The 15,358-nt window shown below is 55.6% G+C and carries 12 protein-coding genes; 6 read left to right on the forward strand and 6 right to left on the reverse strand.

Annotated elements, in window-relative coordinates; genetic code table 11:
• Window positions 1–19: 19 nt before the first annotated feature.
• The 3 genes from IPM58_06405 to IPM58_06415 are packed head-to-tail and all read right to left on the reverse strand — an operon-like array spanning window position 20 to window position 4,298.
• Window positions 20–2,206, reverse strand: a complete 2,187-nt coding sequence (locus IPM58_06405; GenBank protein MBK9306713.1) for a DUF3488 domain-containing protein — start codon at window positions 2,204–2,206, stop codon at window positions 20–22.
• Window positions 2,196–3,314, reverse strand: a complete 1,119-nt coding sequence (locus IPM58_06410; protein ID MBK9306714.1) for a DUF58 domain-containing protein — start codon at window positions 3,312–3,314, stop codon at window positions 2,196–2,198. Before IPM58_06410 ends, IPM58_06405 begins: the two co-directional genes overlap by 11 nt.
• Window positions 3,315–3,356: 42 nt before the next feature.
• On the reverse strand, window positions 3,357–4,298 hold the full coding sequence (locus IPM58_06415; protein ID MBK9306715.1) for a MoxR family ATPase: 942 nt from the start codon (window positions 4,296–4,298) through the stop codon (window positions 3,357–3,359).
• A 402-nt stretch (window positions 4,299–4,700) separates the two neighbouring features.
• Between IPM58_06415 and IPM58_06420 the strand changes: the two genes are divergently transcribed.
• The 3 genes from IPM58_06420 (at window position 4,701) to IPM58_06430 (ending at window position 7,045) form a co-directional block, all read left to right on the forward strand.
• Complete coding sequence (locus tag IPM58_06420) at window positions 4,701–5,711, forward strand: ChaN family lipoprotein (protein MBK9306716.1); 1,011 nt, start codon at window positions 4,701–4,703, stop codon at window positions 5,709–5,711.
• Between the two features lie 136 nt (window positions 5,712–5,847).
• Window positions 5,848–6,750 carry a hypothetical protein gene (locus IPM58_06425; protein ID MBK9306717.1) on the forward strand — a complete coding sequence of 301 codons (903 nt, stop codon included), beginning with the start codon at window positions 5,848–5,850 and terminating at the stop codon, window positions 6,748–6,750.
• 106 nt (window positions 6,751–6,856) lie between these two features.
• Window positions 6,857–7,045: a hypothetical protein gene (locus IPM58_06430; protein ID MBK9306718.1), complete on the forward strand. Its 189-nt coding sequence runs from the start codon at window positions 6,857–6,859 to the stop codon at window positions 7,043–7,045.
• A gap of 88 nt (window positions 7,046–7,133) precedes the next feature.
• On the opposite strand, the gene IPM58_06435 is transcribed toward IPM58_06430, so the two are convergent.
• Window positions 7,134–7,754 carry an arylesterase gene (locus IPM58_06435; GenBank protein ID MBK9306719.1) on the reverse strand — a complete coding sequence of 207 codons (621 nt, stop codon included), beginning with the start codon at window positions 7,752–7,754 and terminating at the stop codon, window positions 7,134–7,136.
• Between the two features lie 132 nt (window positions 7,755–7,886).
• Here IPM58_06435 and IPM58_06440 point away from each other — a divergent pair, with 132 nt between their 5' ends.
• Window positions 7,887–8,648, forward strand: coding sequence for an ABC transporter ATP-binding protein (locus IPM58_06440; protein ID MBK9306720.1), 762 nt, complete (start codon window positions 7,887–7,889; stop codon window positions 8,646–8,648).
• Window positions 8,645–11,314, forward strand: coding sequence for an ABC transporter permease (locus tag IPM58_06445; protein MBK9306721.1), 2,670 nt, complete (start codon window positions 8,645–8,647; stop codon window positions 11,312–11,314). The genes IPM58_06440 and IPM58_06445 overlap by 4 nt, the downstream gene beginning before the upstream one ends.
• Before the next feature lie 35 nt (window positions 11,315–11,349).
• On the opposite strand, the gene IPM58_06450 is transcribed toward IPM58_06445, so the two are convergent.
• Window positions 11,350–11,871 (reverse strand): PilZ domain-containing protein, encoded by a 522-nt coding sequence (locus tag IPM58_06450; protein MBK9306722.1) that lies wholly within the window; start codon window positions 11,869–11,871, stop codon window positions 11,350–11,352.
• A gap of 325 nt (window positions 11,872–12,196) precedes the next feature.
• Here IPM58_06450 and IPM58_06455 point away from each other — a divergent pair, with 325 nt between their 5' ends.
• Window positions 12,197–12,778 carry a class I SAM-dependent methyltransferase gene (locus tag IPM58_06455; GenBank protein MBK9306723.1) on the forward strand — a complete coding sequence of 194 codons (582 nt, stop codon included), beginning with the start codon at window positions 12,197–12,199 and terminating at the stop codon, window positions 12,776–12,778.
• On the opposite strand, the gene IPM58_06460 is transcribed toward IPM58_06455, so the two are convergent.
• Complete coding sequence (locus tag IPM58_06460) at window positions 12,754–15,345, reverse strand: M1 family metallopeptidase (GenBank protein ID MBK9306724.1); 2,592 nt, start codon at window positions 15,343–15,345, stop codon at window positions 12,754–12,756. The genes IPM58_06455 and IPM58_06460 overlap by 25 nt on opposite strands.
• Window positions 15,346–15,358 lie beyond the last annotated feature (13 nt).

A 15,358-nucleotide genomic window follows, 5' to 3' on the forward strand; every position in this document is an offset into this window, starting at 1 on the left:
ACTTATTTCACGATTTCTGTCAGGGTTTCTCTAACGACGCCAACTGTGTAAGCCTGTCTTTCGCTATCTGAAGTTCCTCATCCGTCAGAAGGAATCCACCGAACCGAGCTCTGCAGTAAAGCTCCGTGATTGAGGCTACAGCGGAATTGGCTTCACCCCATCTCCTGTGGGTGACATGAACTAACTCCCACGGCGTGGTGCCGGCTGCCTTTGCGATGCCGTTGTCGGCCAGACGTGCAAGCATCTGTTTATAGAGCTCGACGATACGCTGCTCTTGCGGTGTGATCTTCTTATCGACACGTATCCTACCCTTGATTCCTTTCATGCCCAGCCAGAGCAGAATGATGAGAAGAAGAACCGTACCACCAACAATGGCCGCCTGTGGCTGAATGCTACCTCGGAAAAGCTGATCGGGAATCATCCAGAGCAGTCGAGTGAAGGGACTAAGGATGGTGGCCAGGGAGTCGAGGGTTCTATGGCCGACCGATTTCCCACCGGCTTTCAATTCTCGAACGACAGCCAGTTGATCACCCGCGCTGTATTGGACAAAAAACCTGTTCCACTGCAGTTTGACGCTGTCCACAATGCGTCCTAAGGCCTGCCATGCAGGATATTCGTTTCTGACGACTTCATTGGACGGCGGGGTCGGATCCATCATGATCCAACCGGAATGCGGCAGGTTCACCTCGACCCATGCATGGGCATCCTGCTGGCGCACCACGTAGTAGTTCCCATACTCATTCCATTCCGTGGCCAGAAATCCCGTAACGAGCCGGGCCGGAATTCCTACCATCCGCAGCATGATCACCATAGCCGTCGCATAGTGCTCGCAATACCCTGTTTTACGAATGAAGAGAAATTCTTCAAGCGGCCGATCCAAGCCTGCAAGCGGCGCATCCAAACTATACCGATAGTTGCGAGTCAGGTATGTCTGAATGGCATGTGCTTTTTCATACGGGCCGGCTTGGGAGCGTGTAATGTCCTCTGATAATCTCCCGATTCGTTCGGACTGATAGGGGAGGTGCAAGAAATGTCTGGCGAATGATTCTGGGTACAACGGCGCATCGGACCCAAGATCGGCCGGGAGCAGGGGATTGGATCGCGACACGACGGAGTATTCGATACGGGAGGCGCTAGGAAAGGGAAGATATACTGACCCCGCTAAATCCGACTGGACCACCGGAAATTTTCCGCTGATTCGTTCAACAAAGGGTGCGGCAAAGAGGACGGCTGTATCGAGCGATTCCAGGATGATGTTCTGCTGGATGGTGTCACCAAGCTTTAACCCCGCCGAACCTTGCTGCCCACGGATGAGAAACGTCCCGGGATGTTCTTCGTTCAAGTTCCGCCTGTAGCCCAATCGATTCGTCCACGATTTGCCGTCATATTGATCGAAGGCGAGCCCTCGCACATACAACCGGTCCAAGGAGTGGGGTTCCTGATGTGTTACCTCGATCCGCATCACGACACTGGGATCGCGTTTGATTGGTCCGATCGCACCCAAGTTGACCGTCTCGGAAAAACCAGACGTCCGAATATTCTCCCCAAACCCTTTGTGATAAAAGCCCGCACTGAGTCGAGGAATCGTAAAGAATATCGCCACGGTCATCCCGAAACAAACCAGCGCGAGTCCGTTTGCAAGCCAAAAGAGCTGAGGCGTGACTCGACCTGGCGACTCAACCTGAACAGAGGGAGCACTCGCCAGCGAGACGCTTTTGTCCCCGGCACTCTTCGTAATCTGGAACAGGATCAGCGTCCATACCCCTGCTACGAGATAGAGCAGAAAAATCGGGAGGTACCAGAGATCCGTTGTGATGGACCCTGATGCCAAAATGGCAACGAGACTGATGGCATAGAGATGGAGATAGTCCCGGCGTTGCCTGAGGTTGAACAGCTTAGTGACCATAAGGATCATGAGAAAATGAATGCCCGCCGGCAGGAGTTCGCCTGACACCAAAAACAAGTCCACCCAAAACCCCAGAAACCCGATGATGACCAGAAGGTTCCAGCCAGCGGGTGAAAACAGCCCATGCGGCATCAGATGCACGATGGGCCCGGCTGCTACGTGTCGAACGAGCACAATGATCAGGGCCGCCCCGGTGAAGACCGCCAGCCAGGCAGGCAACCCCGAACCGAGTGTCAGTCCGATGAATGATACCGCCGCCAATAGAATTGACGTCAGACGAAGGGCCTGGCTATACGCCATGGACTCCTCCGATGACGGGCTGACCGTTGATCAGGATCGTCGGGTGATCTGGCTGCATATCTGTAATTCCACCCCACGACTGCACCACGATCTCCGTCCCTCCCTCGCCTTCGGAGTCCTCGACCTGATAGTGGTCACTCGCATCGACTCCTTCGGTCGGCACACATCGTTCACAGAGCGCGAGCATCCGCAGCAGGTCGTAGAGGTGGGCGTCGCCTTGACTGAATTCGGAGCAGGACGACCCCACGATGAGCCGAACGAGGTAGCCCCGGTGCGACACGTGCTGAACCAGAGACGCAGCCATGGAGACCGCTTGCTCAAATGCCGCATCGTGGCTTGCGGGAACGGCGGTCGGCAGCCGAATGGTCGCTCGGCGCTGTTCTTCGGCTTCGGTCTCTCGGACCGTCAACTGCGACGTGCGCGCGGTCGTCGGCCAATGGATGTTCCGAGAGTCATCTCCGGCATGGTACAGGCGCAGGTTATACAGATCGCTCCCATGGCCCCGGCGATGAAGGGCCTGCTCTTGGCCGGCGTTCATGAGACCTCGGAGCAGAGTCTCACTCAGCGGCGTGATCTCCGGATACACAATGACCGTACCCTCCACTTGGTACAACGCCTTCTTCATGAATAGTCCAAAGGGGAATTCCGTCGCAACGCGAACCCCTTCAAAATGTAACCTCCCACGTCGCCGTGCCAGAAACGGATACGATACCAACCGGCTGGCACCGGCCGGCAAGTGGTGAAGAGTGACTCCGCGATCCAGATCATGACCGTCACTGATATCGACGATCACCAGAGAATAACTGGGAAGACTCGATTTTCGGTTCTTCACCACCAGCGTGGCCGTCACCGGGTGATTGACCATGATGAGATCGGGAAGATGGCGGTGAAATTCCAGCCGTCGCAGGCAGTATTCCGCGACGATCCCTGAGATCAAAATCAGACTCAGCATCATAGCGAGGGGGAGATAGAACAGATTGTTCCCGGTATTGATGGCAGCAATACCGATCGCGAGGGTAAAGATCAAGAACTGAAGGCCTTCGGACGTGACCCGTGTGGACCGGTGGCGAAACGATCGGCGCACATAGACGGGTAATTGAAGCGGCATATTCCACCAGCTCCATGCCGACCAGCTCATGTCAGGAGCGCGTTAGACAGGGACTGGAATCGACTCCACTAAATCCTGGATGATCTGCTCGGCCTGTTCCGAGCTTCGCTGGCGTGAACCCTGTGCACGGGCCACCATGATGCGATGAGACAACACGATGGGGGCTAACTCCTTCACATCGTCCGGCAGGCAATAGGTCCGACCGCGAACAAACGAGAGCGCCTTGGCCGCCCGGCTTAACGCCAGCGCGCCGCGCGTACTCACGCCTAAGGATAAGAGATCCGACTGTCTTGTACTCTGGACAATGGCAAGGAGGTAGTCGGTGATGCTCTCTTCCATACGAACCCTATCGACCTGGCCCTGCAACTCAAGGACATCCTGTGCTGTAAGCAATGGGCAGAGCTGTTCAGCCGGATGCAATGATTGCGGGCGTTCCAACACCTTTCGCTCTTCTTCAGGCGTCGGGTATCCGATACGAAGCCGCATGAGAAAGCGATCGAGTTGCGATTCTGGAAGCGGAAATGTCCCATGATATTCTGAGGGGTTCTGGGTCGCGATGACCATGAAGGGCTGGCTTAATGGGTAGGTCTTATTGTCGAACGAAATCTGCGCCTCGCTCATCGCTTCCAGGAGACTACTCTGAGTTTTCGGCGTCGTTCGATTGATTTCATCAGCCAGGACGATGTTGGCGAAGATCGGACCTGGGATGAACTCAAACGCCTGTTTCTGGCGATTAAAAATTGACACACCGACGATGTCCGACGGTAACAGATCACTCGTGAACTGAACCCGTTTGAAGGAGCAATCTAGTGACCGGGCCAAACTATGGGCCAACGTCGTTTTCCCGACCCCGGGGACGTCCTCCAGGAGCAGATGTCCTCGAGCCAAAAGGGCGACGACGCTCATCTCGATGACATGAGGTTTCCCTTTGATAACCTGGGCAATATTCTCCAAGATATCTCGAATGGTCGGTGGTGAATTCATATTGGGACTAGCGTGCGGGAGATCGCTGTAGAAAGACTCGGTGATCGGACACGGTCAAAGTCTAACAAGAGGTCTAAGATCGGTCAATTATTCATGTTTTTTGTGCCGCTCAGGTTGCGGACCGAGATCGCTATGCTGGAACGAGGGTGACCATCCAGGGCGGACCCTCTTCGCTCATGGCAGAGAACTTACGCGCGGTACTACTCGCAGGAACTCCCAGGAAGATGGCTCTTCGGCGGATTCGGATGTAGCGGAACTCAGCGAGCGGATCAGGAGTTATGGAACATGCGCAGACGCGTGTGGCACCATATGGATGGTATCTGTGATCTGAGCATAGTCGCATGGAAACTTCATGGTCAATCAGCTTGTTCGTAATCCAACCGGTATGGTAGGAGTGGTCTCATGTACATCCCATTCAGCCCCATTGTTTTTGAACATTGGCGATCCGTCGCCACACTGAGTCTATCCGTCTTCCTGCTGGTGTTCCCAAGCGGATGCGCGATGGAGCGTGGGGGCGGCCCTGGTCCCAATCTGCAGATCGGATGGCAGCCCTGGGAAATCCTAGACACCCGAACCGGTCAGGTCATCTCGTTTCCCGACTTGATAAAAGACTTGGAACAGCAGGACATCATCTATCTAGGAGAAGAACACCACAACCCCCACCACATCGAAGCGGCCTTGAAGGTGCTGACGCAATTGGTTGAGGATGGGATTGAACCCACTATCGGCATGGAGATGTTCGGGTGGGATGGTCAAGCGGCTCTGGACAGCTATGTTTCGACCACCCAACCTGTCACGAATGAGTTTTTGGAACAGGTGCGTTGGAAACAAAATTGGGGTGGCGCTTTTGAAGATTACGTGCCCTTGCTCACATTCGCCCGCGACCGACATGTATCCGTCCGTGCCATGAACCCACCCAAGCCATTGATTCGCCATGTCGTGAAACTCGGGCTCGATCAGGCCAAACAGGATCCTGAATGGGCTACATGGGGGCTTGATCAAGAAGAGATTGTCGACGATCCCGCCTATCGCGAGAAGATCTTCGATCAACTCCAGCGGTGCCATGGAGGGTCCCCGGAGCACTATCGCACTATGTACGAAGCATCCATGGTACGCGACGAAGGTATGGCCAAGACGCTGGTCCTGAGGGAAGAAGAGCTCCGCCGCGATCAAACCGGTACCCGTCGCATAATCGTAAGCTACACCGGAGCCGGCCACGTCCAATACGGACTTCCTGTGCCGAAGCGCGTCGCGAGGCGGCTGGACGGAGAGGTCAAACAGGCGACGATCTATCTGCTCTCTTTTGACTCGAGTAAAGCTGGGGACGTGCGCTCGCTCATCCAAGAACCCATCGCGGACTACATTTGGCTGACGCCGATGGACAAGGCACGCTCTGTTAAGCCCTGCCGGTAGAGAATCCCTCCAGCGTTCTATCAGCTCCTGAGGCTGGGGATACCTTCCCACTCATTATTTAGGCAATACTTGACACCTTTCACTTCGCCCGGCAGACTGGGGCCATCAAAAGCCATGGACTGCTTCGGCATCGACGATGCGAAACAAGATTCCCTGCAGCGCTGAACGACTCGGCTTGCTGGATCCCCAGATGATCCAAGCGGTCTCGGAAGCGTCGGCCTTTCAAATTGCTCAGCAATACTTAACCGAGAATCGGGTCCGGATCGCGGAAGCCGACGATGCCCAGATCACGTCGGCCGTAATCGGTAATGCCGGCCTGTACGAGCAGACCATCCGTCTGAAAGATGGCCATCTCCTGTCCAAGTGCTCTTGCACGCTATCGGAAGAACCCATGTGCCGCCACTGCATTGGGGTCCTGCTGGAGTACCATCGATGGTCCCAGCCAAAACCGAACGCCGATGCTCCACAAGACTCACCTCCTCCAAATCAGCCAGCTCATTTTGTGAGCAGAAAGACCGCTGGGAACAGCTCATCTATCCCTGAAGTGACATTGAGTGACGTCGTCAAGCTTATGGAATGGCTTCCATCGGCGACGCTAGCAATCCAGGCACAAGGACAACTTCCGGACCCTCCTCAATATACCTCTCCGGATGTTTCGGCTTGGACCCATGCCATTTGCCACTTGGCGGAAGGCCGTCGCACAAGTGATCAAGCCGTCACAAGGCTGAGGGCCGAAATGCGGGATCGGGAAACGCATGTGCGACGGGTGACCGAGGAACTCCAAATTTCGATGGACGAGGCGAAGGTCGCACAGATGACAGCCGAGGAATTTCGGCTCAAGATCGCGACCCATGAGGATCGGCTCACCAAGGTGGCTCACTTAGCGATCGAAATGGTCGCGTATGAGGAACAAATGCGGTTAGCGACAAGTGATCTGCTCCAGCAGGATTCGCAGTTCGAAAAGATCGCCGGATCGATCAAAGAACTCGCCCAGACACTCATCGCTACGGCTAAGCCGATGCTGAAAGATTCGGAATGACCCACCGTGCATGACATTCCCCCATATGGATCCCTCTTGCGCCTTCCGATTCAGGTCCAGTAAAATGCGGCTCTCGTTAGATTGTCAGACCTTGGAGGGAGCAACAATGAAGCGGTTACTTTCGCATGCGAGTGCGATCATGGGTATTCTGTTGGCCCAGGCACTGCCTGTCTTGGCCAATGCGCCAGAGGGCGAAGGACCTCCGGACTATAGTGGCATTACGGGCTTGTACTATGTGCTGATCGGGGGGATCCTCGCGTACGGCGTCTACGACACGTTCTTCAAGAAGTCATAACGATCTCTAGATCTGGCGTGCGTCCGCTTGCCTGATTTCTTGCCGGTTTCAGCCAGTGATCGAGCATGCGAGTAGACTCTTGGGCCACTCAGGGGTCATGTAGAGGTTTGCTCAACACAGGTTTGAGGGCTTTGAGCACCTGCTCCACAATGATTTCATAGCCTTCCTTGGTTGGATGAATACCATCGGCTTGATTCAACGAGGAGGCGCCTCCCACTCCGTCGAGAAAGAAAGGAATGAGGGCTAAACCATATTCTTGTGCCAGTGCCGGATAGATGGCTTCGAAGCGCGTCGTGTAATCCTGTCCATAGTTCGGTGGGAGCTTCATGCCGGCCAAGACCACGGTAGCACCGGCTTCTCTCAATCGCTCGATAATCCGTTGCAGGTTATGTTTGACTTGATCGACATCCAGCCCGCGAAGTCCATCATTCGCCCCTAATTCGAGGATTACCAGCTCGGGCGTATTGTTCAGGATCCACGGCACACGCCTCAATCCGCCGGCCGTGGTGTCTCCGCTGACACCGGCATTAATGACTCGATAGGGATATCTGAGATCGTCCAATCTCCGCTGCAGTTGGGCAGGGTAGGCTTCGTTGGCTTGGACCCCAAGCCCGGCCGTGAGACTGTCCCCGAAGGCCACAATCCGCGGCCTTGTGTCCGATGCAGAAGAAGAGGTCGCATGCACCGCGAAGGGCCACAGGACGAGCATCACTGCGGGCAACAATATTTCGCGAAATGTTTTTCGCCGTCGCATAATGACACTCAACGTTTGCTCCCCCTCCTCGTCCTGTATAATATCATTCTCTACACACATGAACCGAGGGAATGGAATAGGGTTTCAATGATCACCGTGACAAATGTGTCGATGGTCTTGGCTGCGGGAGGGCGTTCGGTCACCATCCTGGACCGTATTAGCTTTCAAATCCAGGCGAAACAGACGGTTGCAATCGTGGGACCGTCTGGGAGCGGTAAATCGACGCTGCTCGGCTTGATGGCGGGCCTTGATCGGCCGACCAGCGGATCCATCGAGTTGGACGGATCCGACATCACCACGATGGCTGAAAGCCGGATGGCCCGATTCCGACGAGAAAAGGTGGGCTACATCTTCCAGTCGTTTCATCTCATTCCCACACTCACAGCCATAGAGAACGTGGCGATTCCACTCGAGCTCAGCGGGGAGAGTCAGGCCGGTGATCGCGCGGCTGATTTACTTTCCGCAGTGGGGTTGTCCGATCGCATGGGACATTATCCGGTCCAATTGTCCGGTGGGGAGCAACAGCGAGTGGCCGTGGCTCGCGCCTTTGCCTGTCGTCCGCCGATTTTGCTGGCGGATGAACCAACGGGCAACCTCGATAGCACGACCGGCTCTCATATCGTCGAATTGCTGTTGGCTCTCCACCGGGATCACGGGACGACGCTTGTCCTCGTGACCCACGACACCACGTTGGCCTCTTCAATGCAGCGCGTACTGTCGCTCCGCGATGGGCACCTGGACTCCGATCGCATGTCCTCCGACCCATCATTCATCGATGGCAGATCGACTGACTCCCGACGGTCAGACCGATTGTCCCTAACCGCGGCTCCCTTCCAATTCGGCTCATGACAAGGTTCTTGGTCAAGATGGCCTGGCGTGAGACGCGTGCCGCCTGGCGACACTTTCTCTATTTTTTGGTTTGTATTGCCATCGGCGTTGGCGCCCTGACGGGAGTGTCTCTGTTCGGCACCCAGGTAGAGCGAACCGTGACGAAAGAAGCACGTGGTCTACTGGGTGGCGATCTTGAGATTCGGCTATCCCGGCCCATCGGTCCTCAAGGCCAGGAGGTCTTGGATTCTTTGGATGCGCGCGGCATCGAACACACACATGTCAGTGAGCTTGTCGCGATGGCGGCACGCGCGGAACCTACAAGTGTTGGTCAGCCGACACAGATCGTGGAACTCAAGGCCGTCGAAACAGAATATCCGTTGTACGGCTCACTCCGCATTGAGCCTGACACTCGGTTAGGAGAATTGCTTCGCGAGCAAGATCGGGATGGTCCAGAGCGCGCCTGTTTTGGGGTCGTCGTGCAAGAGGCTCTGCTTATCAGAATGGGATTGTCGGTCGGCGATCGGCTGAAAATTGGACAAGCGCAGTTCGTGATTACCGGTATCGTGAGAACGGAGCCGGATCGCATGGCCAACGCCTTCAGTTTGGGCCCGCGAGTCCTGATGTCGCAAGCGGGACTCCGCACGGCTGACCTGGTTAAGGTGGGCAGTAGGGTTCGTGAACGGTTCCTGTTAAGAATTCCAAGTGGGATGCCGCCTGAATCTCTGCTGTACGAATTACGAGGTCGACTGACATCGGAATCAGCTCGTGTCTCGAGCTACCGTGAAGCTCAGCCGCAACTGAAGCAGTCCTTGGAACAGTTGACCCGCTATCTGGGCCTCATCGGGCTGACCGCCCTGTTTGTCGGAGGCCTCGGAGTCGCCACTTCGGTTCATGCCTTTGTGCGGGAAAAGATGAACACGATCGCGATTCTGAAGACGGTCGGTGCGGATTCCCAAACCATCGTGCTGACCTATGGATTACAAGCCCTGATGCTGGGTCTAATCGGAAGCCTCGTCGGCTTGCTCATCGGCATGGCCCTCCACCTGGGTCTTCCCTGGGTGATGGCCGCTGTCATGGCCTCGGATCTCCTCGACCAATTAGGTTTCGGAAATGGATGGCTGGGCCTTTCGTTCGCTCCGTTGTTGAAGGGACTGGCCTTGGGCATGCTCTCGACGTTGCTCTTTACCCTATGGCCGTTGCTGACGATCCGAGACGTCAAACCCGCGCGGATTTTTCGCCGTGAGATTGCCTCCTCCTCCCAGATGTCCAGTTCGGTACGGACCAGATGGTGGGGAGCTTGGCGTGATCTTGACCCGATTAAGCTGGTCGTGGCGATTGGAATTGGTCTCGGATTGGCGCTCTTATCGATCTGGCAGGCCGGATCGTGGAAAGTCGGTCTGTTGTTTATTCTGGCGTTTGCAGCCGCCGTGCTGCTGTTAGGGGTATCGGCCCGCGCAGTCCTTTTCGTCGTCAAGAAATGGCCGCGCCCCGAGCACCTGTCGCTCCGCCAAGCCGTAGGGAATGTGACTCGGCCGGGTAGTCAGGCGGTGAGCATCACGATCGCCATTGGCATCGGTGTGATGGTCGTGACGACCGTTTCGCTTGTCGAACGGTCATTGCTCGAGCAGGTGAGTGAGAATCGACCGATAGACACCCCGACGTTTTTCTTCATCGATATTCAGCCGGATCAGGCAGAAGGAATGGTGCGTCTCTTGCGCCAGCGATCCGGAGACCCAACTCCTCAGTTAACTCCCTTGGTCCGCTCGCGACTGTCCGCCGTGAAGAACGAGTCGGTGAAGTTTGAACCGTTGTCGGAAGAAGAAGAGCAGGGGAACAAAGCAGCCCAGAAAGAAGAACGTCGGAAGCGGTGGTTTCTGACACGAGAGTATGTCCTGACGTTCCTTCATGACCTGCCCAAAGACAACAAGGTGATTCAGGGCACGTGGTGGAAACCAGAGCAAGTCTTCACCAAACCACTGATCTCGATGGAAGAGGACGCCGCGAAGCAACTCGGTGTTACCGTGGGCGATACGATCGAATTTGATATCCAAGGCGTACCCATCGCGGGTGAGATCAGCAGTATTCGATCGGTCGAGTGGGGGAACATGTCGACCAACTTCTTCATGATCTTTTCACCGGGTGCGCTTGAGGGAGCACCGCATACCTACGTTGCCACCGTTCGCGTGGCTCCCTCAGATGAAGTACCTCTCCAGCAAGCGATCGTGGCGGCTTTCCCGAATGTCACTGCAATCAATATCGGCGACGTACTCGATAGTTTTGCTCGGGTGCTGGATCGATTGTCCCTTGCCATCCGTGCTGTCGCGTTGTTCTGTGTCTTATCAGGGGGGTTGGTGATGGCAGCGGCCTTAGCTGCGACTCGGTTTCGTCGGCTGTACGAATCCGTGATTCTCAAAGCCTTGGGCGCGACACGCGGCGTGATCGCCCGCTCGTTCGCCCTCGAGTATGCCATGCTGGGAGCCCTGGGTGGGCTTCTGGGAATTGCGCTTGCCAGCGTATTATCCTGGGCGGTCCTTGAGACCGTGTTCGACCTTTCCTGGAGCCTCCAACCGGGGGTGTTGGCCATAGGATTCCTGGCCACGGTCACACTGACCCTGCTGGTGGGTTTTCTTAGCACCTACCGAATTCTTGGGCACCCCCCCCTGGCCGTCCTTCGGCAGGAATAGTACGCAGACCTCATGCTCGTCTGGAGATATGGAGGTTATATGCGTGACGGCATGGGTTCAGGCAACCACACATCGATGATACGCCTGATTCTCCGCTCTTCTCCCCTGTGGAGACGGGTAAATCGCAAGCCGATCGCACCCTTCCCTACTGAAGAGCGGACTACTGCCTCCGCAATGGTGATGGGGAGCGAATCGTTGGAATACTGAAATTCCAGTTCTACTCGGGAGCCGATGAGGAGTGGAGCAGTCGTGCGAATCCGGCACCCACGAATGGAGAGATTCTCGATCACACCTTCCTGACCAACTCGTGGCGAGCCTGGAGTCCGTGGTATTCGAAACCAAGTCGGGAACGACACGTCCACCCGATCGAAACTCCTTCGAGGATTGAGTGTCCGTCGACCGAGAAACTCCCAAAACCGTTCGGCGCAGAGCTGGCAGCGGAACGGATAAATGGTGAACCCGCCGAGCAGGACATCCGACAGGCCTTTTCTGGTTGCCAGGCGAACTTTTACTCCATGGCAAGTCGGGCAGGTGATATTGGATGTTTTGCCCCCCATCAGTTACCCCTTCGCTGAGAATTCTATCGAGCGTCCGTGCTTGGAGCAACAGAGGGCATATACGTAACAGGTGCTCAGAGGTACTAGCCGTGGATAATCGTGCTAAGAGAAGATTGCATAACCCTGTACGACCATGTATTTGACCTCTGGCTTGAGGTGAGCCATTATACAAATCCTACTTAAGGTGAGAGTCAATGATTCATGCAAACGAGTAAGGGGGCGGTGGTCTTAGCAGTCTCTTTGCCGAATCGCATAGTTGCTGGGACAAGCATCGAGCTAGAATCTCGCAATTTAGCCATTGCTTCCTGGTGGAGGAAATAACTGTATGACGGATGCAGCCCGTTTCTATGAAACCCAGGCGTTGAAGTACCTTGACGTTCGAGATCGATCTCGTGTAGGAACCGGAATTGTTCAGAGTTGGGCAAGATCTCTCCCTCTCGGTAGTAGTGTCGTCGAAATCGCCTGCGGTGGAGGGTATCCCATTACGCGAGTCCTCGTGGACTCCGGACTCACGGTATGGGCCATCGATTCATCGCCCACATTGATGAAACAATTTCGATTACGCTTCCCAGCCATTCCCACACAATGCGCATCCGCCCTGGACTGTGACTACTTTGGGCGCACGTTCGATGCAGTCACCTCGATCGGCTTCCTATTGCTCCTTCCTGAACATGAGCAGCTGGCCTTCCTTCATCGAGTATCGGAGATTCTAAGGCCGCAAGGGCGTTTTCTCTTCACGGCTCCTGTCGAAATGGGGACCTGGCAGGATATCACAACGGGTCTTGAGTGTTGGTCACTCGGTCGGGCCACCTACACTCGCACCCTCGAGCGTGAAGGCTTTCGTGTAATCCGCACTCACGTCGATGAAGGCGAAAACAATTACTATGAAGCTGAAAAGATCGGTTGAGCTGCGTTGGCCAGGGTGACCTGTATGCTATTGCCTTCTCGTTCTCGAAGGGCCACGGCAATACGGAGCTGTTCCAAGTACTGATCCAACGTTCTCCCACCAAGACCGATGTTCCGGGAGATAAAGAAATTCCTGACATCCTGTTCCAGCTCTGGGGTGGCGAGTCCCACGATTCCTCCGCACATCCGCCGGAGGCCTTGCTTCGGGAAGAGCCGGTCCATCTCATCCCAGTTCGTTTTCACAAACTCCCAGGCTAGCTCGCGACCATACACATTCGTCATCGTAGCTGCGACGATAAAGGGCGCATCCTGCGTACGGATTTCCCCGTTAGTCGTCTTGGCTAATGTTCGAGACAATAATTCGGGCAAGCGGAACATGGCTAACGAGAAGAGGTAGCGTCGTTCTTCTTGAGGAGTGGAGGCCTTTCGGTACCGCTCGGAAAACTCCTCGTAGCGGGCCTCGTCCCCGATATAGGCCAAGATGCTCACAAGCGCGGGCACGATGTTCGGATCAACGGCTGAGGGGTCGTTTCTATATCGCCGATACCGTTCCACCGCCTCCTGTTGCGTTGCCGAGTCGTTCCCTTTGCGCCCAAGGGCAGCAAGGAGGTCGCCACGCAACTGTCGGACGAGATCGGACTCACCCGACTTCGGATCCCAACCGAGATCCTTGACGGCCTGCCCCACGCGCTCACGCACCAAGCCTTCGAGGAATGGGCGGTCGTCAGGCGCGATGATCCTGTTCAGAAATGAGAATGAGTCGAGGAGGACGGCCCAGACATTTTTGTCCCGCTCGTTCTTGAACCGTGCAGTAAGTGTGAGATAGTCGCCCAGCGGTATGATTCCAGCCACCGTCGTGGCCCAGACGTCGCTCACTAGGTTGAACCGTTCAATCGGCGCCAGATGGTCACGGCCATGATCGAGCAATTGCTGGAGAAGGGCCCCACGATGGTGGACCCGGTAAAAGCCATGCCCTCCCGCATTGATCAACAAGGCTGTTATGCCACGCGGCAGCGGCATTGTCGCTTCCCGCTCTGTTAAGAGAAACCGCTGCTCTTCGGCACGGTCGTCAGTCATCAGACGAACCTGGATTGGGACGTGCCAAAACTCCTCCGCTGTTTCTTGCTTGAGATAGGTAAACCGCCGCTGTGACAGGATAAGGGTCTGGCCCTTCACCTCAGCGGTGACCAGCGGGAAACCAGGTTGAAAAATCCAGCCATTCATTAGTTCAGGCACCGACTGGCGTGCGACTGCGCCGATAGCCGTCCATAAGTCCTTGGTATCGGCATTGTCATAGGCATGGGTGCGGAGGTATTGCCGTACACCGTCACGAAACACGTTTGGTCCGATGTACTGTTCCAGCATCCGAAGGACCGACGCCCCTTTTTCATAGGTCAAGACATCGAACATTGCCTCCGCATCTTTCGGCGCCCGCACGGGGAATTCGATGGGCCTCGTGCTCACCAAGCCATCTACCGAGAACGCCGCTGCACGAGCGACACTGAACGTTTCCCACCGTTTCCATTCAGGTTTCCACGCATCGACTGCCAGCATCTCCATTAAGGTCGCAAAGGCCTCGTTCAGCCACAAGCCGTTCCACCAGGACATCGTGACCAAGTCTCCAAACCACATATGAGCATTTTCATGGGCCACGACATCGGCAACCCGTCCAAGCTCGGCGTGGGTACCGGACCTCTGATCGACGAGGAGTGCAGTTTCACGGAATGTGATGGCACCAAAATTCTCCATCGCACCGGAGGCAAAGTCGGGAATGGCTACCAGATCGAGTTTGTCGCCTGGATAGGGGATGCCGTAATAGTCTTCAAAGAACTTCAACGACGCCACGGCAATCTCCTGGCCGAACACGGTAAGGTGCTGCTTCCCCGGGACTGTTAAAATTCGCAGCGGTGTCTGGCCGACGAAGACGAGTTCCGTTGGTTGGAGTTGACCGACGACGAACGCAACGAGGTACGTTGACATGTTAATCGTCTCGCCAAACCGGACCACCTTTTTGTCTTGCTCGATCGACTCAGAAACAACCGATGTGTTCGAGATAGCCGTAAGTGGTGGATCGACCACGAGCGTGGTTGAGAAGACGGCTTTGAAATCCGGCTCATCCCAACAGGGAAAGGCGCGGCGCGCATCTGTGGCTTCGAACTGCGTTGCCGCCAGAGTCTGTACCGTGCCCGACGCGTCCTTGTAGGTGCTGCGATAGAACCCTCTCAACTGATTATTCAGTGTTCCGTGAAAAGAGAGATGCAGCCGCCATTCACCCCTGGCAAGAGGTGGATGACACGAGATGCGTGCACGTTGAAGGGCTGGTTCCAATTCAACTTCCGCTGCGATCTTCTTGCCGTTCTGCCCTTCGATTCCATTGAATGAGATATGGAGATCGGTTGCGTTCAGAAGAATGGTCTGGGTCTCCTGCTTGACTGACAGGGTGATGCTGACCTTTCCAGTGAATGTGGCGGCCTTTAGGTCCGGCTCAAGCCTCAAATCGTAACGGGTAGGAATCACATGTCGAGGGAGTCGGTAAAGATCGCTGGTTCCGTGAAGGTTGTCATTCATCTCAACTCCATTG

Source organism: Nitrospira sp. (assembly GCA_016715825.1).
In the GTDB taxonomy this organism is placed as follows: Bacteria; Nitrospirota; Nitrospiria; order Nitrospirales; family Nitrospiraceae; genus Nitrospira_D.

Bases quoted from the DNA above. Each gene is read 5' to 3' on its own strand.
- IPM58_06405 (MBK9306713.1), bottom strand. From the start codon at position 2,206: ATGGCGTATAGCCAGGCCCTTCGTCTGACGTCAATTCTATTGGCGGCG.
- IPM58_06410 (MBK9306714.1), bottom strand. From the start codon at position 3,314: ATGCCGCTTCAATTACCCGTCTATGTGCGCCGATCGTTTCGCCACCGG.
- IPM58_06415 (MBK9306715.1), bottom strand. From the start codon at position 4,298: ATGAATTCACCACCGACCATTCGAGATATCTTGGAGAATATTGCCCAG.
- IPM58_06420 (MBK9306716.1), top strand. From the start codon at position 4,701: ATGTACATCCCATTCAGCCCCATTGTTTTTGAACATTGGCGATCCGTC.
- IPM58_06425 (MBK9306717.1), top strand. From the start codon at position 5,848: ATGCGAAACAAGATTCCCTGCAGCGCTGAACGACTCGGCTTGCTGGAT.
- IPM58_06430 (MBK9306718.1), top strand. From the start codon at position 6,857: ATGAAGCGGTTACTTTCGCATGCGAGTGCGATCATGGGTATTCTGTTG.
- IPM58_06435 (MBK9306719.1), bottom strand. From the start codon at position 7,754: ATGCTCGTCCTGTGGCCCTTCGCGGTGCATGCGACCTCTTCTTCTGCA.
- IPM58_06440 (MBK9306720.1), top strand. From the start codon at position 7,887: ATGATCACCGTGACAAATGTGTCGATGGTCTTGGCTGCGGGAGGGCGT.
- IPM58_06445 (MBK9306721.1), top strand. From the start codon at position 8,645: ATGACAAGGTTCTTGGTCAAGATGGCCTGGCGTGAGACGCGTGCCGCC.
- IPM58_06450 (MBK9306722.1), bottom strand. From the start codon at position 11,871: ATGGGGGGCAAAACATCCAATATCACCTGCCCGACTTGCCATGGAGTA.
- IPM58_06455 (MBK9306723.1), top strand. From the start codon at position 12,197: ATGACGGATGCAGCCCGTTTCTATGAAACCCAGGCGTTGAAGTACCTT.
- IPM58_06460 (MBK9306724.1), bottom strand. From the start codon at position 15,345: ATGAATGACAACCTTCACGGAACCAGCGATCTTTACCGACTCCCTCGA.